The sequence below is a fragment of the Parasediminibacterium schistidii genome (assembly GCF_046546515.1).
Classification (GTDB): Bacteria; Bacteroidota; Bacteroidia; order Chitinophagales; family Chitinophagaceae; genus Parasediminibacterium.
Genome location: NZ_JBKHKJ010000008.1, coordinates 139,165 through 165,522, shown reverse-complemented (window position 1 = coordinate 165,522; position 26,358 = coordinate 139,165). Strand labels below are relative to the sequence as shown.

Annotated in this window: 11 protein-coding genes; 1 reads left to right on the top strand and 10 read right to left on the bottom strand. The window is 43.0% G+C overall.

Annotated elements, in window-relative coordinates; all coding sequences use genetic code 11:
- Positions 1-866 precede the first annotated feature (866 nt).
- The 7 genes from ACHFIY_RS06795 to ileS all read right to left on the bottom strand — a co-directional run bounded on the left by ACHFIY_RS06795 (position 867) and on the right by ileS (position 19,663).
- A complete protein-coding gene (locus ACHFIY_RS06795) occupies positions 867-1,676 on the bottom strand; it encodes an Rpn family recombination-promoting nuclease/putative transposase (RefSeq protein WP_410845316.1) in 810 nt (269 codons plus the stop codon).
- A gap of 798 nt (positions 1,677-2,474) precedes the next feature.
- Positions 2,475-3,296 (bottom strand): hypothetical protein, encoded by an 822-nt coding sequence (locus ACHFIY_RS06790; protein WP_410845315.1) that lies wholly within the window; start codon positions 3,294-3,296, stop codon positions 2,475-2,477.
- Positions 3,297-3,629: 333 nt separating this feature from the next.
- Positions 3,630-4,253 carry an RNA polymerase sigma factor gene (locus ACHFIY_RS06785; protein ID WP_410845314.1) on the bottom strand — a complete coding sequence of 208 codons (624 nt, stop codon included), beginning with the start codon at positions 4,251-4,253 and terminating at the stop codon, positions 3,630-3,632.
- Positions 4,254-4,517: 264 nt separating this feature from the next.
- Positions 4,518-13,139 carry a DUF8693 domain-containing protein gene (locus ACHFIY_RS06780; protein WP_410845313.1) on the bottom strand — a complete coding sequence of 2,874 codons (8,622 nt, stop codon included), beginning with the start codon at positions 13,137-13,139 and terminating at the stop codon, positions 4,518-4,520.
- Positions 13,140-13,257: 118 nt separating this feature from the next.
- The gene (locus ACHFIY_RS06775; protein WP_410845312.1) at positions 13,258-14,427 is read right to left on the bottom strand and encodes a FecR family protein; all 1,170 of its coding nucleotides are present in this window, start codon (positions 14,425-14,427) and stop codon (positions 13,258-13,260) included.
- Between the two features lie 1,212 nt (positions 14,428-15,639).
- A complete protein-coding gene (locus ACHFIY_RS06770) occupies positions 15,640-16,269 on the bottom strand; it encodes a TraR/DksA family transcriptional regulator (RefSeq protein WP_410845311.1) in 630 nt (209 codons plus the stop codon).
- Positions 16,270-16,279: 10 nt separating this feature from the next.
- Positions 16,280-19,663, bottom strand: coding sequence for an isoleucine--tRNA ligase (ileS, locus tag ACHFIY_RS06765; RefSeq protein WP_410845310.1), 3,384 nt, complete (start codon positions 19,661-19,663; stop codon positions 16,280-16,282).
- Between the two features lie 211 nt (positions 19,664-19,874).
- On the opposite strand from ileS, the gene ACHFIY_RS06760 reads away from it, so the two are divergent.
- Positions 19,875-20,453, top strand: a complete 579-nt coding sequence (locus ACHFIY_RS06760) for a molybdenum cofactor guanylyltransferase (RefSeq protein WP_410845309.1) — start codon at positions 19,875-19,877, stop codon at positions 20,451-20,453.
- Here ACHFIY_RS06760 and ACHFIY_RS06755 read toward each other — a convergent pair.
- The 3 genes from ACHFIY_RS06755 to ACHFIY_RS06745 form a co-directional block, all read right to left on the bottom strand.
- Complete coding sequence (locus ACHFIY_RS06755; RefSeq protein ID WP_410845308.1) at positions 20,439-21,932, bottom strand: rubredoxin; 1,494 nt, start codon at positions 21,930-21,932, stop codon at positions 20,439-20,441. The two genes, ACHFIY_RS06760 and ACHFIY_RS06755, sit on opposite strands and share 15 nt — an antisense overlap.
- A 149-nt stretch (positions 21,933-22,081) precedes the next feature.
- Entirely contained in the window at positions 22,082-22,591 is a 510-nt protein-coding gene (locus ACHFIY_RS06750; RefSeq protein ID WP_410845307.1) for a nitrate reductase associated protein, read from the bottom strand.
- 144 nt (positions 22,592-22,735) lie between these two features.
- Positions 22,736-26,248 carry a molybdopterin-dependent oxidoreductase gene (locus ACHFIY_RS06745; RefSeq protein WP_410845306.1) on the bottom strand — a complete coding sequence of 1,171 codons (3,513 nt, stop codon included), beginning with the start codon at positions 26,246-26,248 and terminating at the stop codon, positions 22,736-22,738.
- Between the last annotated feature and the right edge of the window lie 110 nt (positions 26,249-26,358).

Below are 26,358 nucleotides of genomic sequence, written 5' to 3'. Positions count from 1 at the left end.
TATGTTTCGAACACTAGTGGCCACAGGCGTGCGGTAGCATCCCTTTTTAAGGCACATGCGCTAGCTGGGCCTAAAGCCTCCTTTTGTGTTCTTTTCAGGGTTATTTTTTCCAATTTTTAATTTTTCAGGTTGTTTATTTGATGTAACTCATTGATATACATTTGTTTTATTCATTATTGACGAGGGGTTTACCGTGATTTAATGGTGATTTAATGATGATTTATTGTGTATCAATGTGGATTTATCGTGTATCAATGATGATTTAAGATGTATTAAAAGTGATTCATTTTAGGTTGCCAAGTCCGTCTGTTGCTAAACTGGCGTAAATTAGTCTACAGTCGGCGGTAGTCCAAAAGTAAAATCCTATATGGGGGCATATTTCCCCCATGAGCATCCCCAAATTCCCCCATATAGGTTGGGGACAGGGGAGACGGGAGGGACTTTGTTAAGCTGCTAGCTGTGTCAACCAGTGACCGATTTTTGTTCCCCAAAGTGCTTGGTCAGGTTGTGGCCGTAGGTTTTGCCAAGTTGCCTTTGTCTACTGTTTGGGATTGTCGACCCAGTTTTGCTGTGTCCTATTTCCCCTGTCTTATATAGTGCACATGTGTTTTGTTTGTCGCTGATTGTTACAAAAGTATGGTGCGGAAAATGGCCGACAACTAGTCGGTATTTGCGTATGTGGCTGAAAATAGCGCTGGGTCAGCCGATAACTAAAGCCAAATACCTGCTCTTAAAGTTCAAATATATTAACTACTGCCCAATATTGTATGATCGGCCGGAACAAAAGCTAAAAAAAGGGATAAAAGCCGAGTGAGTTCCGTTAAGCCATCCATATTGCAAATACGGATGTTGGCAGAATTGCATTATTAGAGGCTTTCAATTTCTTCGTAGGTAAGGCCTGTCAATTTTGAGATGTCCAAAATGGAAAGTCCCATTAATTTTGCCTGTTTTACAACTTCAATTTTAGTCCTTTTCTCTGCAAATTCAATTCTACCTTGTTCGTCTCTTTCTTTTATTGATGCCCTTTCGTAGTCTTCCAATTCTTGCGTTGTCCAGTTTTGCCTGTCTGCCTCTGTGTAGGCTTCCTTCAAACCTTCGTCTTTTACATTTCCGGGGATGACTGTCAAGTTTTCGGCATTTTTGATAAAATAAGTCCACTGGTCTATACTCGTTTCTAACTGGTCAATCGTTTTAGTAAACTTAGGCAACTCAATAAAATTAAATTCAACATCTTGTATAACTTGCTCCTTAGTCTCAACATCTAAAACCTTGTGCCTACTATGGTAATTCGTACTTTTTCCTATTTCAAACTCAAGTATCCCTATAAAGTATACTGGTTTCAATTTGTCATAATGAACCCCTTTTTCAATTTGGGAAACATAGCTTTGTGAAGTGTAATAGAGTATCCTTTTATGAAAAAAGTCAAACTCGGCAACTTGCATTTCCACAATAAAAATGTTCCCTTTCTCATCTTTTGCTTTTACGTCAACAATAGTAGCTTTCCCACCACTCAATTTGCCTAACTGGTAAGGGTTTGTAATTTCAACATCAATTACTTGTTCATTTTTGGGCAAGTCAATAACTGCATTAAGGAATGAAATCAAGGATTTTTTCTTGTTATCATTCCCGAAAATTTTTCTAAATGCTATATCATTGGTTATGTCTACAAATTTCATGGTACAAATTTAGCAGAAATTGTCCAAATTTCAATTTTGGGAACGGTGATTGCGCATTTCTGCCAACTCATAAATATGCGCAACTCACATTGCGTCAGCCAATTCAAAAATAGCTGTATTGTCGTATGTTTTAAATATTTGTACATTATTTTTTAAGATATGCCACTTACCACCAACCCTCAGGGCAAACGCATCTAAATTTATTTTAGGCCTAATCGCCTATTTAATTCAAAAATGCCACTTTTTAATCCTTTTGCCTCATAGCCGGCGGGCTTCGTCCAGGCAATGCCACTCTATTTTATCCTTTGAAAAAAATATGCTACGCATTTTTTTCAATTTTGGCTGTGCCAAAACCGGATAAAATAAGGTGGCTTATGCCAGGACTGGTGTGAAACTCGAAGATTCGAGCAAAAAGTATTTTGATGCGTTTGCCCTGCACCAACCCTCCCTAGCCCACTTCCAACTATCCGTAGCGCTTTCCCCAACCATTTGGGGCAACGCACCCCATTATTGGGAGTACTACGAACAGTTGGAGCGTCCTCCCAACTGTTCGTAGTACTGTCCGCAACTGTTGGGAGGATTCCCAAAGGTTCGTAGCCCTTACCCCAACTCCTCGTAGCGTTCCCCCCAACCAGCGGGAGTACTCCCAAACGTTGGGAGCGGGCGGTAGCATCACTTTTTTTAAGCAACGTGCGGTAGCGGGGAAACTGAAGCACAATAAAGAACAAATGTTGAGGATATATTCATCTAGCACCAATAACGCAAACCTAATGTTGTGCGTTTGTTGTGCGTTTGTTTTTATTTCTTCTTTTTTAGGAAAATTTCAATGACACCATTTTTTCCTTTTTTTTCTCCATATTTATTAATTGCATTTTGGTCTTTGATGACATTTATTGATTCGACATCGTCTTGTTTTATATCTTTTATTGACTCTTCTGTAACTTCTTTCCCTTCTAAAATAAATATTGGCTTCGCTTCCTTTGTCTTGGCTTTGTTGTAAGCATAACAGTCAGCAATTATATCTATTCCTTCAATTAGTTGTTCAGAATAATATTTTTCGTCAACAGGATATTGTGGTTTTCTGTCTTTGTTGATTTTTACATAGTAATATATTTGTTTATTGTCAATAATTCCCCAGTAGTCTGAACAGCCACGTGAAGTCCAAGAATTTAAACTGTCATATTTTTTTAGAATATCTTTAGCTTTTAAACATTTCATATCAATATAGTCTCCATTAGGAAGATAGCCCTTAAATTTTTTTGTTAAATGAATTTTGGCTATTGTATTATTCCCTGCTTCATACTTTTGAAAAACAACCCCAGGATATAATGCACTTTCATATCCAATTCGATTTTCAAATCTGCTATCTTGTACGAAGCCATCAGAACACAAATTCATTTCTTCTACTTTGGTTTGCTTTAGGCACGAGTCTTTTTGTTTAATGATGTCAATTGTCAACTCACATAATTTAAAATCTGAAAGTCTAATTGTGTCAGAGTTTTGAGAATGAGATTTTGCTGTTATTATAAAAGCTAAAATTGTAAAAAATCTTTTCATCTTTTGTTTTTCTAAAATGATACACAACTTATAAATACACGCAACTCCCATTACACCAATCATTCAAAAATAAGTGTATCGCCGCATATTTTTTAAGATCTGCCACTTACCACCAACCCTCCCTAGCTCACTTCCAACTATCCGTAGCTCTTTCCCCAACCATTTGGGGAAGTTGCTCCCGAAGCTTCGGCAGCACTCCCAACGACTTGTAGCAACCGCCCCAACAGTCCTTAGTGCTTCCCTGAATGTCGGTGGGGGTTTAAGATAGGTTATAGCAAAGCGCCTAAAAAGGTATAGCTGTTACGAGGTAAGAAATGTGTTTTACCATATAAAAAAACCGCCATAATGAATAAGGCGGTTTTTTTTTATATGGTATAGATTGTAGTAAACAGAAAGTTATGCTTTTAAAGCACCCGTGCAAATAAGCATCAGCATAAGCAATGGCAAAATGTCGTTGTTGGAACGTAGGCTGCCCAAGGCTTTCTGAAGGAGGTTTGAAACAGCTTGCGGGCTAATTTGCATGATTTCTGCAATCTCGTCCCTGTTTAGGTTCTCGAAAAATTTCAGGTAGATGATTTCTTTTTGCCGCTTGGGCAGGCCATCTACCAATAGTTTTATTTTTTGGGCTACTGCCCTTGTTTCCTCAAACTCCATTATTTTCTTTTCTATGGAAAATTCAAAATGGAACTCGTTGGTGTCGTCATTAAAAGCAGTAAATGCCGCTTTCCTAGATATTTTTACTTTTCGGATAACCAACCTCCTGAGGGAAGAAAACAGGTATGGCTTTATGCTCACTGAAGTGCTTAAATAATCTCGCCGCTGCCATATACCTATAAACAAATCTTGTATGCAGTCTTCTATCAAATTGGTGTCTGTGCAAAACCTCATGCCATAGTTGTACAGCATGTCCATATACCCATTCATGATTAGCTCCAGGGCTTTTTTATCGCCCAGCAGCATATCCTGCCAAATGAATACCTGATCCCTTTGTTCTTCTACTATTTTCCTCAGTATGGCCAATCGTCCTTCGTTTTATCTTTCAAAATTATGGCAAATAATACCAAACCAACCCCTCCGCCCCTGAACCCCAACCCCTAAAACTACAAAGTACCCAACTTATAACTTGCCTTATTTTAATTGGAGCGAAGGGCTTAACCGCAAAGTGCGCAGAGCTATTTACGCGAAGAAGGCGCAAAGGATGCAAACAAAAGGTAAAACGCTTCGCTCAAAGGCGCAAAGTTTAGGCGAAACCGCCTACTTTGGGGTGGGTGGCAGCATGTTGTTTTACTGCACCGTTATACTTGCATTATAAACCACTTGCTTGCTGCTTGCTGAACTAATGGCTACATTGTAAACCCCATTAGCCAGTTTTTCAGTGATGCTTAATCCATGTGTTGCATTGCCACCTGCGTGGCTTACTGTTTCGCTATGCACTTTCTGCCCAAGGCTGTTGTAGATGCTCACAGTGTATTTGCCTGCAGCTACGTTTTCCAGCTTTACGTTCAGTACTTTGCCAATGAGTGGGTTTGGATACAAGGTGTAAGGCGTAAGGTGTAAGGCATAAGGCGTAAGGGTTACTGCGTTGCTGTAGGCAGTGCTACCGTCAATGCTTGTGGCTTTGATGCGGTAGTAAGTAGTGCCATTTATACTATTATCAACATAGCTGTAGCTTGCCGTTGCTGTGTTCTTGGCTGATTCCGTGCCGATATTTGTATATGTTCTGCCATCGGTTGATTTTTCTACTGTGTAATCAGCTACTTTGTTTTCGCCTACTGTGTTCCAGCTTATTGTTGCTGCGCCATCTTTCAATGTTGCAGTAGCCGTGATGCTGTTTACTGCCAATACTGTTGACTTAAACACAATGCTGAACCTATTTGCATAGCTGGCGGCAACTGTATTATCAACCGCAAAATTTATCGTGTTCACTGCACTGTTTAATGGGGTGTAGGTTTTTGTATAAGCATCGTAAACATAAGGTGGAAGGCCGTTACTGCTATAGCTTGTTGTTTCTATGCGCAACTGGTAGTGGGCTTTTGCCACTTGGCCTAGTTGTATAGTAATAATATCATCCTTTGTGGCTGGCTGCCTGCTGTCTATACTCAAGCCACGGCTGTTGCCTTCCTGCAAAGCTAGGTTGTCGCTGCTGTTCGCCAATTTAGGGGCATCCTCGTTGCCATAGTTATTGCTGTACGATTTATCGAACACTACATTGGCCTCGTCCATTTTATGGTAGCTACCCGTGCCTGCGGTTTCTTCCCTTAGCAGGGCAATTGGCAACTTGCTGGTATTTCCAAACACTGCAGTGTGGGTTGAACTTGAGGCCTTTGCACTTTCGGTGAACGTAAGTGTTGGGCTAGTACCAGCACCTTTCAGGTTCTGGATAAAGAAAGCCTGCCCTGCCTGTATATAAGGCTTTATTGCTGCATTGCAAGCAATATAAGTACCAGTTGTGCCAATTGTTGGATCTAGGTAATAGTAGTAGCTGGAAAGGTTGCCTTTTGTCAATAAACCCCAGTCAACAGGGCTTACATAAGGGTTGGCAACCAAGCTGTATGCCGTGTCATTAGCCCCGTTTAGGCCATAGCTACTGTTGTAAACGCTGTTTGTAACGCCAGATGTTGTGTAGGCCACGTTGCCTGTTATCAATGTGCCGCTTGCACGAAGGCGGGTGTCGTTGTACATCAAGAAGCCTAATGGCGTGTTGTCCGTAGGCGTGGTGTACAAGTTGAAGCTCCTGTCGCCCCTTACCATTAGCCTGTACCCTTGGTAAGGGTTCAGTGACAAGTAGGTGTTGGGTATGTTTGCCCATACCCCTGCGGTGTAAGTGTAGGCTGTCCTTGCAGCGCTAAGGCTACTGTCGAAGCCGGAGCCAAGGTTTATCCTGTTGACCATGTTCGTGGTGTTGGGGTCCTTGCTGCCGCCAGTAATGAACATGCCAGAGCCGCTGGTGTAGCTGCCATTTTCCTGCCATGTGTTGAAGATGGTGTTGCCTGCGCCGTAAACGCCTGGGGCAATATCCCTGTAGCTGCGGTAGCCTTTGGGTATATACCTTTCAACGGTTACCGTGCCGCTGATGCTGCCCGTGTTGCCGCTTGCGTTTACCGGGGCAAGCGTTCCACTGCTGGCAATGCCGTTGGACTTGAACACCACATTCCCATTGGTGGTCAACGTGCCGCTTTGAAGGGTCAACACGCCTGTGATGTTCAGTTTATTGCCATTGGCAATAGAAAGGCCATTGCTATTGTTCAATGTGAAGCTAGCCACTGTGCCTGTGCCAGTATATGTTTGTGGCGATGTGCTGCCTAGTACCAAAGTACCTGCGCCACTGATGATACCATTGTTGGTTATGTTTAATGTTGGCGATAATGTAACGCCAGTATTAAGGGTAAATATTGCCCCACTGTTGATGGTCAGGTTCTTCACGCTTTGGCTGGCTGCAAGTATCGGCGATTTGCTTGCCGAAGCTATCACCACGTCAAGGTTGGATGAAGGCACGCCGTTGCTCCAGTTGCCAGCCGTGGCCCACGCTGTGCTTACGGCTCCCGTCCATGTGGTAGCCGTTACCACTATGTTGCCAGTGTTGCCTATCACATAATAGTTGCTGCCGCTTGTTGGGATAGATAGCCCAGTGGCTGTAGCATTGTATGGGTTGCTGCCTGTTGGTGTTCCGAGGTCAGTAGTTGTATAAGAGGTTTTATAAGTACCCAATTCGGATGAAGAAACCGTGTAAGCACTTGGGAAATCGGCCGTATTAAACTGATACTTAATGGTAGCGGTTGTTACTGCACTGCCCAATACGCTCCATTGTAGCTTTATTACTTGCGTGGTATCGCCGGGTTGATTGGCGAAAGTGTTTATTACAGTTGTAGTCAAATTAGATGTGCCAGTTGTATTCGTAATCGTTAACGGGGCATAGCTTGTAGCAGTGCCTATTGGGAACAGCGTTGCAGTATTGCCTACACTGTTTCTTGTAAACACCCCCGTACTGTTGCCATATACATAGCTACTGGCAGAACCACCTGTTATAGACCCTGTGGCACTTACGGTAAGGTTAAAAGTGCTTAATGTAATGATGCCATTTGTAAGTACTAATGTTCCCGTAACAGTTGTGCTTGCCTTTAGGGTAGCACCTGCTGCATTGTTAATCCCTAGCTTAGCATTGTAGGTGCCATTGGATATTGTTTGTGCAGTTGTGCCGTCATAAGTTACATCAAATGTCCAGGTTTTACTGGTTGGTATTGGGGTAACCGAAGTAGAAGCAGTGAGCAAAGCCCCTGTTCCCGCAGGTGTAAACGTACCTGCCAGTTTCAAAGCCCCTACATCTAATGTATTGCCTGAATTAATAGTAAGGGATGTAGCAATGGTAAGCGAATTAGTAGCAACGGCTGGCACCAAAGTAGCAGTGCTGCTACCACCAATCTGCAACTGGTCGATTGTTTCTGTTGGCACATTGGTAATGCTTACTGGCGAAGCGGGGTTGACATGCAAAACGTCAACAGTAGATGGCGAGTTCCTAACGGGTGTCCAGTTGGCAGCCACGGTATAATCGGTAGATACACTACCATTCCATACATAATTAGGATTCACCACTTTACCTATATTGCCTATTACATAATAGTTGCTGCCGCTAGTAGGCACTGCAAGCCCAGATGCAGTTAAAGTATAAGGGTTGCTACCTGCTGGCGTGCCATAATTGGTGGCTGCATAAGCTGTTTGGTAAACACCCAGTTCAGCAGCAGCAGGTGTATAAGTACTTGGGAAATCTGAGCCATTAAACTGGAACACAATCGTAGAAGTTGTAGCCACACTGCTTAAAACCAGCCATTGCAAGTTGAAAACGCCTGTATTGTCATACGGTGCATGTGTAAAAGTAGATTGTATGTTAGCAGATATATTAGAGCCAGCACCTGTATTTTTAATGCTTAATGGGGCGTAACTGCTGGCAGTGCCTATCGGGAAAAGCAAGGCCGTGCTGCCTACCGCATTCCTGATAAACTTACCTGTGCTGCTTGCATTTACATAACTGCTGCTGCTGCCGCCAGTTAGTATTGACGTAGAACCCAACGTAAGGTTATTGGTACTTAGCGCAAGCACACCGCTTGTAAGCGTAAAGCTGACGCCATTGCCAATAGAAACAGAACCGCCTAAAGTACAACCTGCTGCATTATTGATGGTCAAGCCACCATTGTAGCTGCCAGCAGTTACTGTTTGACTACCGCTGCCTTCATAACTAACTACGGATGTCCATGTTTTCCCCGTAGGTGTTGGCGTGGTAGATGTATTGCCAATTAATATTGTACCTGTACCTGAGTTTACAAATGACCCAGCCAATTGAACAGTACCCAAGTCCAAAGTGTTGCCTGTATTCACAACCAAAGTGCTGCCAATAGTAAGCGTGTTGCCTGTTGTGGCTGGAGCAAGCGTTACCGTGCTTGAACCATTGATGGAAAGCCCAGAAATAGATTCCACTGGAACATTCGTTATTGTTGTAGGCGATGATGGGTTTATTTGCAAAATATCGCCTGTGGCGGTGCTATTCCTTGTTGGCGACCAATTGCTGGCGGTAGTATAGCTGCCATTAGTGCCACCAGCCCAAGTATAGGTGATTGAAGAAGCCACTACCGCCCCGCTATTGCCTACCACATAATAGTTAGTGCCGCTGGCAGGCATAGAAAGACCAGTAGCTGCTAGGCTATATGGGTTGCTACCTGTTGGCGTACCCAATTGCGAAGTAGTATAAAAGGTTTGGTAATTGCCTACCTCTGCTGCGGCAGGCGTATAGCTGCCCCCAGGGAAATCGGCAGCGTTGAACTGGAAAGTGATATTAGAAGTAGTGGCTGCACTACCTAGTACAGACCATTGCAGGTTGAAAACGCCTGCGGCATTGTAAGGGGCATTGGTTAAAGTAGATTGCACGCCAGTGGTCATATTGGCGCCGCCGCCTGTATTCTTGATGGTTAAAGGCGCATAACTAGTTGCTGTGCCTATTGGGAATAGGACTGATGTATTACCCACTGCATTCCTGATAAACCGCCCAGCGCTGCTTGCATTTACATAACTGCTACTGCTGCCGCCTGTAAGCGTGGATGTAGAACCCAAAGTCAAATTATTTGTCCCCAAAGCAAGTACACCACTAGTAAGCGTAAGGCTAACACCGCTTCCAATAGATACGGAGCCACCCAAAGTACAGCCTGCATTATTGATTATCAAGCCCCCATTATAACTGCCATTGCTTACTGTTTGGCTACTACTGCCATCATAACTAATAACGGATGCCCATGTTTTGCTGGCAGGTACTGGCGTGGCAGAGGTATTGCCAATAAGCAAAGTACCCGTGCCTGAATTAACAAAAGAACCTGTAAGTGCTATAGTACCCAAGTCCAATGCATTGCCTGTGCTTACAACTAAAGTGCTGCCTATGGTAAGTGTATTGCCAGTAGTGGCTGGTGTAAGCGTTGTGGTGCTTGACCCACCAATGGACAAACTTGTGATGGTTTCAGATGGCACATTCGTAATGGTAGTTGGGGATGATGGGTTTATTTGCAAAACATCCCCAGTGGCTGGTGTATTCCTTGCAGGTGTCCAGTTGCTGGCGGTTGTGTAGCTGCCAGATGTGCCACCACTCCATGTATAGGTAATGGAAGAAGCCACTACAGCACCGCTATTGCCTACTACATAATAGTTAGTGCCGCTGCTAGGTACAGAAAGCGTTGCGGTTAATGTATAAGGGTTGCTTCCCGAAGGCGTGCCTAATTGAGTAGCAAAGTAGTAAGTTTGGTAATTGCCCAATTCAGCGGCGGCAGGCGTATAGGTGCCACCGGGATAATCTGATCCATTTGCTTGGAAAGTAATAGTGGAAGTAGCTGTGGAGCTTGCCAATACCGACCATTGCAAGTTGAATACACCTGCACTATTATACGGTGCGTTTGTAAGCGTAGATTGCACACCAACCGTCATGTTGATAGAAGATGCACTATTTTTTATAGATAAAGGCGCATAGCTTGTTGCTGTGCCCACAGGGAAAGTAACAAAGCTAGATGTGCTTACATTATTCTTAATATACCGCCCTGTGCTACTTGCATTTACATAACTGCTGCTGCTGCCGCCAGATAGCGTGGATGTAGAACCCAGGGTTAAATTATAAGCCCCCAAAGCAAGTACACCATTTGTAAGTGTAAGGCTGGCACTACTTCCTATGGAAACAGAACCGCCAAGGCTACAACCTGCTGCATTATTGATGGTCAACCCTAGATTATAACTGCCATTACTTACTGTTTGGCTACTGCTGCCGTCATAACTAACAATAGATGTCCATGTTTTCCCAGTAGGTATGGGCGTGGATGAAGTATTGCCAACAAGCAAAGTACCCGTTCCAGAATTAGTGAAATTACCTGCAAGGGCAATCGTACCCAAGTCCAACGTATTGCTAATAGCTAGGCTACTTCCGATGGTAAGTATATTGCCTGCAGTAGCAGGCGAAAGTGTTACGGTGCTAGACCCACCAATGGACAGTGTTGTAATAGATTCTGTTGGAACATTAGTAACAGTAGTTGGTGAAGATGGGTTTATTTGTAAAATATCCCCTGTGGCGGGGGTATTCCTTGTTGGCGACCAGTTTGCAGGCGTGGCATAGCTGCCAGATGTGCCGCCAATCCAGGTATAGGTGATAGACGAAGCCACTACTGCCCCGCTATTGCCTACTACATACAAGTTAGTGCCGCTACTGGGTACATTAAGTGTTGTTGCACTAAATATGTAAGGGTTGCTCCCCGTTGGTGTGCCTACTTGTGATGCAATGTAAAAACTTTGGTAATTGCCTACCTCTGCCGCTGCCGGGGTATATGTACTTGGAAAATCTGACCCGTTGGCTTGGAATGTGATAGCAGCACTAGTGGCAGCACTGCCCAAAACAGACCATTGAAGGTTGAAAACACCTGCACTATTATACGGTGCGTTTGTAAGGGTAGATTGTACACCAACCGTCATGGCTACATTAGAAGTACCATTTTTTATAGTTAAAGGCGCATAACTTGTTGCTGTACCCACAGGGAAAGTAACAAAGCTAGATGTGCTTACATTGTTCTTGATATACCGCCCCGTGCTGCTTGCATTTACATAACTGCTGCTGCTGCCGCCAGATAGCGTGGATGTGGAACCCAATGTTAAATTATAAGCCCCCAAAGTAAGTACACCGTTCGTAAGGGTAAGGCTAACGCCACTTCCAATAGATACAGAACCGCCTAGGCTACAGCCTGCTGAATTACTGATAGTCAAGCCGCCATTATAGCTCCCCCCGCTTACTGTTTGGCTACTGCTGCCGTCGTAACTAACGATAGATGTCCAAGTTTTGCTGGCAGGTACCGGCGTGGATGTGGTATTGCCAATCAAAACTGTACCAGTACCTGAATTTACAAATGAACCTGCCAATTGTATAGTACCCAAATCCAATGTATTGGTGGGATTAACAGCAAGCGAAGTGCCAATAGTAAGCGTATTGCCAGTGGTAGCTGGCACAAGCGTTACTGTGCTGGATCCACCAATAGACAGCGTTGTAATAGATTCTGTTGGCACATTGCTAATGGTAGTTGGTGAGGATTGGTTTATTTGCAAAACATCACCTGTTGCTGGTACATTCCTTGTTGGCGACCAGTTTGCAGGGGTGGCATAGCTGCCAGATGTGCCACCAATCCAAGTATAGGTAATGGAAGAAGCCACTACTGCACCACTATTGCCTACCACATAATAGTTGGTACCGCTGGTAGTTACATTAAGCCCTGTAGCACTTAAGGTATAAGGGTTACTGCCAGCAGGGGTGCCTAGCTGTGTTGCTGTGTAGTACGTGTTTGTCTGGTAATAATTGCCCAATTCAGCAGCGGCTTGCGTATAACTGCTTGGGAAATCTGCCCCGTTAAACTGGAATGTGATATTAGAAGTAGTGGCCGTGCCGCCCAATACAGACCATTGCAAGTTAAAAACCCCTGCACTATTAAACGGTGCATTGGTAATTGCGGACTGAACCCCTGCGGAAATGTTAGAATTGCCGCCTGTATTTTTTATAGACAATGGTGCATAGCTGGTGGATGTACCTATTGGGAAAAGCACAGCAGTAGTGCTAAGCGAATTTTTGATGAAACGCCCCGTACTGCTTGCATCTGCATAGCTGCTGCTGGAACCTCCCGATACAGACCCCGATGCACTTATGGTTAGGTTATTAGTCCCAAGTGTAATAACCCCGCTTGTAAGCGTAAGCACACCAGTAACGGTTGCACTGGATTTTAACGTGGATGCAGTACCTGCCGTATTGTTAATGACAAGTTTCGTGTTGTATGTGCCATTCACTATTGTTTGGGCAGCAGTACCATTATAGGTAATATCAAATGTCCATGTTTTGCCTGTTGGCAAAGGTGTAGTAGAAGTACATTGCGTTAAAAGCGCCCCGCTGCCAAACGGGGTAAAGCTTGTTCCTTGAACAATTTTAATAGCCCCTACATCTAGCGTGCTTCCAGAACCGATTGTCATGGAAGTATTTAACGTTAAGGCATTGGAAGATGCCGTAGGCACTAAAGTAACCTTGTTGTTCCCGCCAATCTGCAACTGGTCAATTGTTTCGGATGGAACACCAGTAATAGTAATGGCAGATGATGGGTTGATTACCAAAATATCGGTTGCAGCAGGAGTACCCCTTGATACAGACCAATTGCCGGCAGTGGTATATAAACCACCAGAAGGATTGCTAACCGTACCGCTAGATCCAATCCATGTGTAGGTATTAGCTGCAAATGCACTATTAAAACTGTAGGTTAATAAGAAAAAAAACACCAACTTAGCTAAAAAAGACAATTTAATGGAAGCTTTTTTATTAGGACAGGTAGCCTGTTCCATCGTTGGCAAGGGCATCATTTTCATAAAGCGTGTATTAAGAAATCGTTACAATAAAAATTAAAACAGGTGGTTAGCGGCCATCCGAAGCATATAAAAAATTAGGCAAGCTTGTATCCATATCCAATAATATTATCCAGTCATTTTATTTAGGGGTTGTTGTTACTATTATCTGTCCATTTTGATTGATGTATTTTGCCCCTATTACCGTGCATATCACATTCAGGCGTTCAAAAAGTGTTTCATCGGTAAAACTGGTGGTGATGGGGTATTTATTTAGCACCGTGGTGTCGTACACAATATCAATCCCATAAAATTTGCTAAGTTTAAAAAGCACTTTAGAAACCGTTTCGTCCTTAAACTCCATCGCCTGTGCTTCCCTGTCCGCCGCATTGACGGGCTGTGGGTTTGCAACTACGCTTACCTGCAAATTCTCTACTTGCTTGTCAAAAACCACTTGCTGGTTGGGCACAAGCACTACCCCATTTATTTCAGGCCCTTTTACATCGGTGGTTACCTTCATTTTGCTTATCCAAACCTTTCCAGTATGCACTTCCACGGTTACGTCTTTCGCCCCTTCATCTGCTTTTATCCTAAAACTTGTGCCTAGCACTTTGGTAACCAAGCCATTAGAATACACCACAAAAGGCTTCAAGGGGTTTTTTGTTACTTCAAAAAATGCTTCGCCGCTTAGGTAAACTTCCCTTTTGGCTAGGCTGCCCATGGCTGGGGCATAGCTTATTTTTGCGCCTTTCTCCAAGGTTACCTTGCTGCCATCGTCAAGCCTAAACACCAAAGGAACAGCAGATACATTGATAGTTTCAGAGAGTGAGTTAGCTGATTTTTTTACTAATGAAGAATAGGTATATAAATCCTGTGTATTTGTGTCTTTTGTTACCATCCAAACAGCTGCCACGCCAATAAGCAAGGCTGCTGCTATGCCAAAAACATATTTTATGTAAGTTCCAATGGTTTTTTTATTGTAAGCTTGCTGGCGAGGAGAGGCAACCACGTTCAATACAGGCACAGCTATTGCGGTAAGCACATTGGATACCATCCGTTGCTTTTGCTTTTCGCTCAATTGAGTTTCCTCCAAACGTAATTGCAGCAGCACTTCCCTTGCCTGATTGATTATCAATTTTCTTTCAGGGTATTTTTTCAACCAGCCTTCCCAAAAAGTTATACTTTGATAGTCAGGCGCAAGCACCCATTGCCGGAAATCATCATCCCAGATGAAATCTTCAAGCGTATAAGTAATATATTTATCGTTGTTGATCATGTTTTCTATTATTAGAGAGGATAATAAAAAAAGCATATACCCTTTTTTTAGAAAAAAAATTTGTGCTTTTTTTTGAGTTTACTGGAATGTGGTTTTTAGACCCCTTCTCAGTCACCTTCATTTTTACCAACGAGTGGCTGTCTTATTCCAAAAGTTTTATGTCCATCCACCTGGCTACTAATTCGTTGTTACCCTGGTATTATTCTCATTTCGAGCCTACCAGTAGACCTTTTTGCTTTGTCGTGTTTAACTCCAATAGTTAAGCATGGTAAAGCACTTGACCTTCAAACCCATTTCTTTTAGCCGTGTTTAACGCTAACAGTTAAATACAGTAAAACAATTTTGTTTCGGCTCACACCACCATATATAAGCCTAGAATACGCGTCGGACGCGGGTTCTGGGCTTTTTTAATGCCCAAGAATTAATGCTGGCAGGTCGCTGGGTAGGCCCGCACGTTTTTTAAACAAGCTGCCAAATGCTAACATTTTGCCTTGCTGAATAATTCAATACCGCCCTACAAAACCTTTTGGGCAGGGGAAATTGAAGACTTAAGCGAATATTTCAACTGGGCTATTTTTTGTTTTTCGCTGGTTTATTTTTTTGCTAATTTCCTTTTTTGCCTATAACTCATTCATATTCAATTGTTTATGTTTTTTTAGCCTCATTTTTTATTATAATTTAAGTGAATTTTATGATACCTTATTGATAATAGAATGATAGTTTATTGATAGTAAAATGATAGTTTATTGATAAGAAACTGATAAGATTTTGATAGTGAATTATCATTTTCCAAAACCAACTACCATCCGATTAAGAGCTAAAGCTAAGGTGGCTAGTTCCTGTTTTAATGCAAAGTTGGGATGGATATGTATAAAGAACAACATGACAATCCTATATGGGGGAAATTTTCCCCCATGAGTATCCCAAATTTCCCCCATATAGGATTTTGGCACTGTGTGGGATTGGGAAATACCATTTATCTGTTTAGGGCAAAATAGCTTTCTTTTCGCAAGAAAATTTGCTTTTTTGCAAGACTATGTGGCCTTATGCAAGCGAAGCACCTTACAAAAACTATGTGTGCTATTTGCCTATGCGGTAAAAAAATGCCTGATAGTAAAATATTTCAGGGCTTCACTTATAGTACTCCTGCTAACCATTTACTCAATGCCAACCAAAACACAAAAAGCCTATCCTTTTTTAGAAGGAATAGGCTCTACAATAAAGTACTTTATCAATCAATAAAATATACTAATCGCCACTAGGTTTTACCAGGCCAAGTTTAGCTTCAAGGCTTAGCGTGGCATGTGGCACCGCTTTTAGCCTTGCTTTGTCTATCAACTTGCCTGTAACCCTGCACACACCATAAGTTTTATTTTCAATACGCATGATGGCTTTTTCCAAGTGGTCTATATAACTTATCTGACGGCTGGCCATTTGGCTAAGCTGTTCGCGCTCCATGCTCATGCTGCCGTCTTCCATGGTCATGTAGCGGGCATCGTCGTTGTCGCCGCCCATTTCGTCTTTGCGGGTAATCAAGCCTTGCAGGTAAGCCAATTCTTTCTTGGCTGTATCCATTTTCTTGTTGATGATGTCCCTGAACTCGTTCAGGTCGGCATCGCTATATTTCACCAGCGGCGAATTTGTCTTGGGAGCGTCTACTCTTTTTTCCATGGGCACATAATCTGGGTTATATGGTACACTTGTTTTCGTAATAATTTTCGGCAGCTTCACTTCTTTCAAAGGGTCGGCCTTTCTTTCTGGTTTTGCGGCAACAGGCTTTGCTTTAATCGGTATGTTCGATTTCTCTTGCGGTTCAGCAATTGGCTTATTCGCCGCATTGTACCCTGTTGAACTCTTCACTACTTTACTAGTCGCCATTCTTTAAATATCATTTTTTTGTTACTGAAATAGTCAGCAATGTATCATTTACTTCAATTTCAGTGCCTGCTTTTATTGTGGGCATCCAGTCTATGCTGTCTGCCAAAATTTCGCGGCAAATATATTCTTTAAATTGCTCAATACTTGCTTTTAATACTAAGTTATCCACCAATTGTACGAAAATACGGTCTGTAAGCTCAAATCCGCCCTCTTTTCGTATGTTTTGTATCCTGTTTACCAGCTCCCTAGCATTGCCTTCGCTCTGCAATTCGTCTGATATTACAATGTCCAAAGCCACGGTGAGGCTGCCTTTGCTGGCAACGCTCCATCCTGGTATGTCCTCTGCGGTTATTTCCACATCAGTTGGAAGTAGGTTGATTGCTTCCCCATATAGCAATAAAGCAAGGCTACCCTCTTTTTCAAGGGTATTGATTTCGTGCTGTGACAAATTGGCAATCAATGAGCTCACTGCTTTCATCTTGGCCCCCATCCTAGTGCCCAATGCTTTAAAGTTAGCCTTTACTTTTTTCTTTATTACGCCTTCGGTTTCCGTAATGTATTGGAACTCCTTTATGTTTACCTCGGCTTTAATCAGGTCTTCTATTTTCTCCAGTTGCACTTTCATCTTGGGGTTAAGCACGGGCACCATTACTTTTTGCAATGGCTGGCGAACCTTGATGTTTACCTTTTTGCGGATTGACAATATAAGCGAGGATGTGTCTTGTGCTAGTTGCATCCTTTCCTCCAAATCGGTATCAATAGCGGCAGCATTGCTGGTGGGGAATAAAACATGGTGCACGCTTTCCACGTCAAAGCGGTGGGTAATGGCGTTCAGGTTTTTGAACACCGCATCGCTAAAAAATGGGGAAATAGGTGCTATCAACCGTGTCAATGTTTCCAAGCATTCATACAGGGTTTGGTAGGCGGCTATTTTATCGCCCTCATACTCGCCTTTCCAAAAACGGCGGCGGCAAAGGCGCACATACCAGTTGCTCAAATGCTCGTCCACAAATTCCTCCATCAAGCGGCCAGCTTGCGTAGGCTCGTAGTCGTCCATGGCTGCGGTTACTTCTTTTATCAAAGTATTCAGCGATGATAATATCCAGCGGTCTATTTCTGGCCTTTGCTCCAGTGGTATATAGGCTTCCTTAAAAGCAAAACCATCTACATTAGCATATAAAACAAAAAACTGGTAGGTATTGTATAATGTTCCAAAAAACTTGCGCTGCACTTCCTGTATGCCTGCGAGGTCAAATTTAAGGTTGTCCCAAGGGCTTGCATTGGTAATCAAATACCAGCGGGTAGCATCTGCACCATATTTTTCTATGGTATCAAATGGGTTCACCACATTGCCCAAGCGTTTGCTCATTTTATTGCCGTTCTTGTCCAGCACCAAACCATTGCTAACCACAGTTTTATAAGCCCTTCCATCTACCTTATCGGTAGGCAATCCTGCTTTTTTCAGTTCTTCCTCTACGCTTTCTTTTATTAATGAACCAATAGCATGTAAAGTATAGAACCAACCCCTTGTTTGATCTACACCTTCAGCTATAAAATCGGCAGGGTAGCTTTGCGAGAACAATTCCTTGTTTTCAAAAGGGAAATGCTGCTGCGCATAAGGCATGGCACCACTATCGAACCAAACGTCTATTAGGTCGGAGACACGTTTCATAGGTTCGCCTGTAGAAGAAACCAAGGTAATTTCATCTACAAAAGGTTTATGTAAATCGAGGTTTGCAGTAGATAGATTTTGATTGATGGCATCACCCAAGATTGCTTTAGCTTTTTCAGCTTCGGACATTAATTCCCCAATGCTGCCAATACATTTTTGCTCGCTGCCATCTTCTGTTTTCCAGATAGGCAATGGAGTGCCCCAAAAGCGGCTGCGGCTAAGGTTCCAGTCCACCATGTTTTCAAGCCAGTTGCCAAACCGGCCTTCGCCTGTGCTTTTGGGCTTCCAGTTAATGGTTTTGTTAAGGTCTATCATCCTTTGCTTTACCACAGGGTCTGTGGTTTTGATAAACCAGGCATCCAATGGGTAATACAATATAGGCTTATCCGTGCGCCAGCAATGCGGGTAGCTGTGTTCGTATTTTTCTATTTTAAAAGCCCTGTTTTCCTGTTTCAGCTTCACGCAGATGTCCACGTTCACATCCACATAGCTAGGGTCATCTTTGTAGTTTTTTACATACCTACCACTAAACTCGCCAAGGCCTTCTACAAACTTGCCTTGCTTATCCACCATGGTCAGTATGCCGATGCCGTATTTTTTGCCTACTTTATAGTCATCTGCACCAAATGCAGGGGCAGTGTGTACAATGCCTGTACCATCTTCCGTTGTAACAAAACTATCGCACAACACACGAAATGGGTCTCCACCAGCTATTTCAGAGGTGTTGACTTCGTAGGGCATGAGTTGTTCGTAACGGATGCCTTCAAGGCCTTTGCCTCTAAATTCAGCTAATATCTGCCAGGGTATTAATTTGTCTCCGTCTTCGTATGCTTCAAAATCCCCATTTTCACCTTCTGCCTTTACATATTTTGCCAATAAGTTTTTTGCAAGGATGATGTTTATAGGCAGGTGTGTATATGGATTAAAAGTTTTAACCAATACATAATCAATATTTGGCCCAACAGTCAGCCCTAGATTGGATGGCAAAGTCCAAGGGGTGGTAGTCCAAGCCATAAAGAATACTTCGTCGCTTGCAGCAGAATCAAATAAAAATTGTGATTGTTCGCTTTTTACCGCCTTAAACATCGCCACCGCACTTGTATCCTTTACATCCTTGTAAGTACCAGGTTGGTTCAGTTCATGGCTACTCAAGCCTGTGCCAGCCGCAGGGCTGTAGGGCTGTATGCTCACGCTTTCGTAAAGCAACCCTTTTTTGTATAGCTCACTTAGTATCCACCAAAGGCTTTCTATATAGTTGTTCTCAAAAGTGATATAGGGATTATTCAAGTCAACCCAATAGCCCATTTTGCGGGTAATATCGTCCCACTTGTCTTTGTAGCGCAGCACGGCTTCCCGGCATTTTTGGTTGTATTCTTCTACGCTTATTTTTTTGCCAATGTCTTCTTTTGTTATGCCTAGTTCTTTTTCCACGCCTAGTTCTACTGGTAGGCCATGGGTATCCCAACCGCCTTTGCGTTTTACTTGGAAGCCCTGCATGGTCTTGTAGCGGCACACCAAGTCTTTCAACGTCCTTGAAATAACATGGTGTATGCCCGGCATACCGTTGGCACTGGGCGGTCCTTCGTAAAACACGAATGGCGTAGCCCCTTCCCTGATGGAAACGCTTTTTTCAAATGAACCTTTTTCATCCCAAGTAGCCAGTATCTCTTTCTCTATTGCTGGCAGGTTTAGCCCCGAAAATTCTTTGTATTTATCGCCCATAGCTTATGTTCTTATTGCAAGTTGCTGGCTACTAATATTGTTAACCTTAAACCAGCGACTTGTAGCTTGTATTTTTTAAAATGGTTGCAAAGGTAAGTTAAGTTACGGGTTTTATGTGCTAATTTGCCATTATGCATCAAAGCTAGAAATCTTTAATAAGGAATGTAGATTTTCAGCCTGATATTAGCCACATCCTTAATTTTATACAAAAATGATAGGCATAGTTACTTGCGGCGGCAAAAGCATAAGGATGGGAGCAGATAAGGGGCTATTGCTGCACCAATCGAAAACATGGGCGGCAAACGCTGCGGACATATTATCGAGTGCCGATATGCAGGTTTTTATATCCATAAGGGCAGAGCAGTTTGATTTGTATAACAAAATTTTTGAGACTGGCACAATTATACTAGATGAAACCCTCGGCATCGGGGGCCCTATGAAGGGTATTTTTTCTGCCCACCTCCAATTCCCACAGGAAGATTTGTTTGTGCTGGCCTGCGATATGTTGTTGATGCAACCTATAATGATAGCCTACCTGATTGGCAAAAGCAAAACAGAAACCGGGGATGCTTTTGTTTTTACCAACAATGGTAGCATGGAACCGTTATGCGGCGTTTATACTGCTGGCGGCCTGGCAAAAATAGATGGCTTATACCGCCAGCAGCAATTGGAAAGGTTTAGCATGAAATATATACTTTCAAAAATGGATACCAAATGTTTTGATTTGCCGGAAGCATGGGCGCAGCATTTTAAAAACTACAATGCCGAAAGCGATTTAAACAGCTTGTAAGCCAAGTATGGATTGGTTAATTTGCTTGAAATTAATTTTTGGCGACTCACACAAAGGGCAGCAATAACTATCGGGCAGCCCCTCAAATGCAGAGCCTAGGGCAATGCCATTTTCATTTTCTCCTAGTGTTTCATCATATACAGTCAGACAACTGCAGCACTGGTAAACATATTTCTCAACAATATTTTCAACGCTCTTTTGCTGCAACTGGTAAGTGGCAGAAGCATCCTTTTGACGTTGGTTTTCAAGCTCATAAAATTGCTTGCTTATTGAAACCAAATAGGTGCTTATATGCTCCTTATGTATGCCTGCCCTAAAAGTGATGTACTCTTTGGAATTTGGGTTGAACCCATCCGTATATAAAATATCATATTTATCCAAGGCTTTAACCAAATTGCGTATAACTGAAAATCGCCGCTGGATAATGACAGAACCAAACATACTGCTTTCTGGCTGTGTGTTTACCCCAAAACAAAGCCCAAAAGTGCGTACGTCCTGCTTGTCCAGTTCACGGGTAACCATCCTTTTGATGTATAGCCCGTCTTCATTAGTGTCCTCTACCTGCCAGGCCAGTTCGTTGGCGGCATGGCGAACGTTGATGCGGTGCTTGTTCAGCACAAAGTCCCATTCCTTCCTGTCTGGCTTTTCAATGTTTTTAATAATGATGCTTTTCCAGGTGGTGGTATATAGCTGACCGGTTTTGGTTTTGAGGCAAGTAAGGGCAATGTCTTTTAAAAAATCCACAGGAAACAATTCATCCCTGCGGTAAATGCCCAGCCAGGTTTTATTGCCATAATGCGTAAACCCTTCGTAATAAGGCAAGTTAAAAGCGGGTAGGTGCAAGGCCTCTTCCACAGGTTTGCTGATATACTTTAGTTTTTGTGTTATGGTATTAAACACCCATTGGCCATCTGCCTTGCTATTGCCAAAAAAAAGTTCCTTTTGTTGGAAAATAATATTTTCTATCTCTTTGGAAAGGCGGGGTATTTCGTTGGTATATACCAGTAGTGGCCATTGGAACAATACATCCGTTTGGGGGAAACGGATATACAAATGCCAAAAATGGTTGTTGGCCGAAGCAATCCAATTGATATTGCTGGTAAAAAAAGGGGTAAAGGTTTGGTTATTGTCTGTTATAGCCAGTTTAAGGCGGGGGGCATAGTCAAACAAATCAAAAATATCTTTGTAGGTGCCTTCCCGTAGCCAAGAGTCATTCAGGAAAATATCTGCCCCGGCATAAGAGCTTACCATATTGGGGTATTCATCCTTGTTCAATTCATAAACCACTTTGTTTTTATCCAAAGAAGCCAGCAATTTGTCGTGCTGCTTGTGCGTTGCGTCTATCAATAATTGCTGGCGAAGGCCAAAGCGCACATGGTCTATGCCACCTTCCTTCACGGCATCCATCAGGTGCAGCAAATACCCGGGCGATACGATGCCGCCTGTAAAATTGATTTTAAATTGGAATGCGTACCGCATAATGTTTGTTATTTAACCGCAAAGCACACAAAGTTTTAACTCAAAGGGTGCAAACTTTTTTTATGTTTAGAGTGAGACACTCTCTAAGCCTCCCCCGATTAAAATCGGGAGCTACAAAATCTGTCATGCCTACGGCATTTACCATGTCATTATACTACCCCAAACTCCTTCATTGCCAAAGGGAAGTTTTTGTTTTCATGGGCAGATTTACTCAGTTTTATCAATGCAAAACGTTGAAGTTCGTTTAGCTGCCTCCAATTTTCTATTGAGAAGGGAATAGAAAATTCACTGCATTTTTCTACTACCGAGGGGGGCATTGTATCTGTTTCATCCCATTCCAAAGTCGTTTCTAGGCGGAGTTCTTTTGCTTCCATGCCAGTGTTGCTGAAAATAAGTTCCTGCAAGTAGGCTTTGTAGCTTTTCAATTTATCTACTGTATTACAGTCGTACTCTGCTATTGTGTTCCTTTCGGTTACGGAGATATTGCACCAATCTTTCAACTTGAATTTTATTCCTGCGGCATCTAGTTTAAACCTTGCACACATGGGGATGCAGCGGATATTATCTTTTATAAAATCGGCCTCAAAGTAAAAATAAGTTGCCCCTGCACCCAAGGATGGGTGGGCAATAAAAGTTTCTTTATTTAAAGCTTGATTCATTGTTTAGGCTTTTTGAAACGAAATAGATTCTTAGCTTTTTTGCAGAGAAGATACATAAGAGCAACCACCCCGGCCTTCGGCCACCCCTCGAGAGGGGAATTGAGAAACGCTGTTTTATCTCCTTTCGTTTATTCTTTTTAAAAGCTACGCTACAACAGAGCTATTTGGTGAAACGGCCATCATTTTATCCAGCAATGCCTTTACTTCTGGCTTGCAACTGCCACAGCCTTGCCCGGCACCAGAGGCTTTGCATAGTTCATCAAAATCGGTGCATCCTGCTTTTATCTTGTTTACAATATTGCCCTCGCCAATGTTGCCGCAGCTACATACCAACTTCCCCAATACAGGCTCTGCCTTGCTGCCACTGCGCAATAATGATAATCGTTTATCGCTAAGCTCTATCTTTTTTTCTATCAGTTCCTTGAATTCTAAAAACTCGCTCTTGTCGCCGATTAATATAGCACCTACCAACCTATCGTTGTGTATGATACATTTTTTATAATAACGCTTTGCCTTGTCTATAAAAACTACTTCTTCGTAGGCAGGGTCATTCGGTGCTTCTGCCATGCCCAAGGAACAAAGAGTAGTTCCTGGCATTTTTAGGATATTCATCAACAAGGAACCTTTGTAATACTGGGCAATATCACCGCTGATAAACTTGGCCACTATTGCTGCCTGTTGTTCTGCCGCTGCGGTGATGCCGTATAGCATACCTTTAAATTCTGCAATTTCCCCAATAGCAAAAATAGAACTGTCATTGGTTTCTAGGTATTCGTTTACTATTACCCCCCTTTTGCATTCAATGCCAGAAGCCCTTGCCAACTCTATATTGGGGGTAGTGCCAATAGCACAAACAATGGCTTGGCAATTGATAGTTACCCCACTTTTCAGGCGTATGCCTTCCAAAGCCCCAGTGCCTAAAAAACGCTCTATTTCATCGTTGTAGTAAATTTCTATGCCTACATCCCTGATAGCTTCGTCCAGCAATTGGCTGCCAAGGCCGTCTAGCTGCCTGTCCATTAGTTTGGAGCTGCGTTGTATCAGCACTACTGCTACCCCCATTTCCCGAAGCGAAGCAGCCAATTCAATACCCAGCAAACCGCCACCTACAACTACTACTTTGCCATTTGCCGGGTTTATATGGGCTTTAAAATTATCGGCATCCACTCGGCTGCGCATACTAAATATACCTTTTAGTTTGGGGGTATCCCGGAGCATGGTAGGGCGGCTGCCTGTTGACAAAATAAGTATATCGTAGGTGTGGGTAATGCCTTTGCTGTCTGCAACTATTTTATTGGTTTTGTCTATTGTTTCTATGCTAGTGCCTCTGTGCAAGGTTATATCGAAAGTATATTCCTCCTCGGCCTTCATTTTCACCAGTTGCTCCCAAGCCTGTGTGCCGCTTATATAGTCTGGCAGCATTACCCGGTTGTAAAAAGGTGCGTCTTCCTTGCTAAAAACCACTATTTCATCCTGCGTATTCAATTCACGATAGCTTTTTACAAAGCCATGCGCACCTGCACCTGCCCCAATAATAACTATTTTTTGCTTTGGCTTTTTGTATAATGCTACCTGAACCGCCGAGAATTTAAAATCTGGCTCCTTGCTTTTTGGGTCTACCAGGTTGTTGGTAAGGTTATTGGCACGGTTCAAATCGCTGTTGAGTACTTTGCCCCAATGCATCGGCAGGAAAACAACTCCTTCTTTTATATCGCTTGTGCATTTGGCTTTTACCCTCACGTTGCCACGCAGGTTGGTTATCTCTACCAAATCCCCATCTTTTATATCCCTTTTTGCAGCATCTTCCGGATTTATTTCCAAGAAAGACTGGCTAATGTGCTGGTTTAGCTTATTTACCTTACCTGTTTTGCTCATGGTATGCCATTGGTCACGTATCCTGCCTGTGGTAAGGACTAGGGGTAAACCTTCGGTTAAAGGCTCTGATTGATTGCTATCATCGAAGCTATGGATGATTGCTTTTTTAGAAGGTGTATGAAAAACATGGTCGGTAAACAACCGCTTTGTGCCGCTACCCTTTTCTCCTTTGGGGTAAGGCCATTGCACCGATTGTTTTTCTTCCAAAATATCGTAACTCAAACCACTTATGTCGGCATTTGTACCTTCTGTTAAGGCGCAATGTTCCGCATAAATATCACCAAAGGTTTTAAAACCAAAACCATCATACCCCATCTTGTTTGCAAAGCGAGTGATAATTTCTGCATCTGCCAATGCTTCGCCGGGAGCATCTACCATTTTGCGCAAATAGCTGATACGCCTTTCGGCATTGGTCATGGTACCTTCTTTTTCTGCCCAAGTAGCGGCGGGTAGTACCACATCGGCATATTTCAGTGTTTCGGCTGTGTTGCTAATGTCCTGTACCACAACAAACTTTGCTTTTTTCAAGCCTTCCTCCGCCATGTGTACATCTGGTAGGCTTACCAGTGGATTGGTTGCTACAATCCAAATGGCTTTTAATCGGCCATCGTTCAGTGCCTCGAACATTTCTGTAGCCGTAAGGCCGGGTTTTGGGTCTATTTTTTTGCTGCCCCAGAAGTTCTCTACAAAAGCCCTGTCTTCCGCCTTGGCTAAATCCCTATGGGCGGGCAATAAATTGCTCAAGCCGCCCACTTCCCTGCCACCCATTGCGTTGGGTTGGCCTGTAAGTGAAAAAGGGCCGCTGCCGGGTTTACCTATCTGGCCTGTAATCAGGTTTAAGTTGATGAGGCTAAGGTTTTTGTTTACCCCAATTACGCTTTGGTTAAGTCCCATTGTCCATAAGGTCATGAACCCTTTTGCTGCGCCGACATATTGGGCAGCCAGCCTTATGTGAGCGGAGCTAATGCCACAAATAATGGCCGCCTCTTCCACTGTTTTTTGCATTACAGTAGCTTTGTATTTTTCAAAACCTTCTGTATGATTGGCAATAAAATCTGAATCTGTATTGCCATCCTCAATCAATACCCTGCCAATGGCATGGTGCAAGGTAACATCTGTACCGGGGTTTAATTGCAAATGCACATCTGCCATAGCGCAGGTTTGTGTTTTCCGTGGGTCGCTAACAATGATTTTCATGTTCGGGTTTGCTGCCCTAGCTGCTTCTACCCTTCGCCAAAGGATAGGGTGGCACCAAGCAGGGTTGGCACCTGCAACAAATAGGCAATCTGCCAGTTCCAGATCGTCATAGCTATTGGGTACACAATCTTCCCCCAAGCTCATTTTATAGCCCACCACCGCACTACTCATGCAAAGGCGGCTATTGGTATCTATATTGTTGCTACCAATAAAGCCTTTCATTAGCTTGTTCAGTACATAATATTCTTCTGTAAGGCATTGACCGGAGGCATAAAATGCCACGCTATCCGGGCCATATTTTTCAATGAGGGTTTTAAAAACCGCAACCGTCCTGTCCAAGGCAGTATCCCAGGAAACCCTTTGCCTTATTGCGTTTTTACCGTAGCGCATTTCGGGGTATAGCAACCTGTCGCTAGTGTCCATCACAGTATAATGCAGGTTCATGCCTTTGCTGCATAACATGCCCTTGTTTACCGGATGGTCTTTATCGCCTTCTACCTGAAGTTTGCCCTGTTTGTCTTTGTGTACGACAATGCCACAGCCCACTCCACAATAACAGCAAGTTGATTTGAAAGACTGTGACATAATTATTTCTATTATCTTAATTTCTTTTTCACTAAATAATACCTCTTAGTGCATTATTAGCCTTACAAAGCGAAGAAGTCTTTTATCTGCAACCCTTTTTTCCTTGGCAA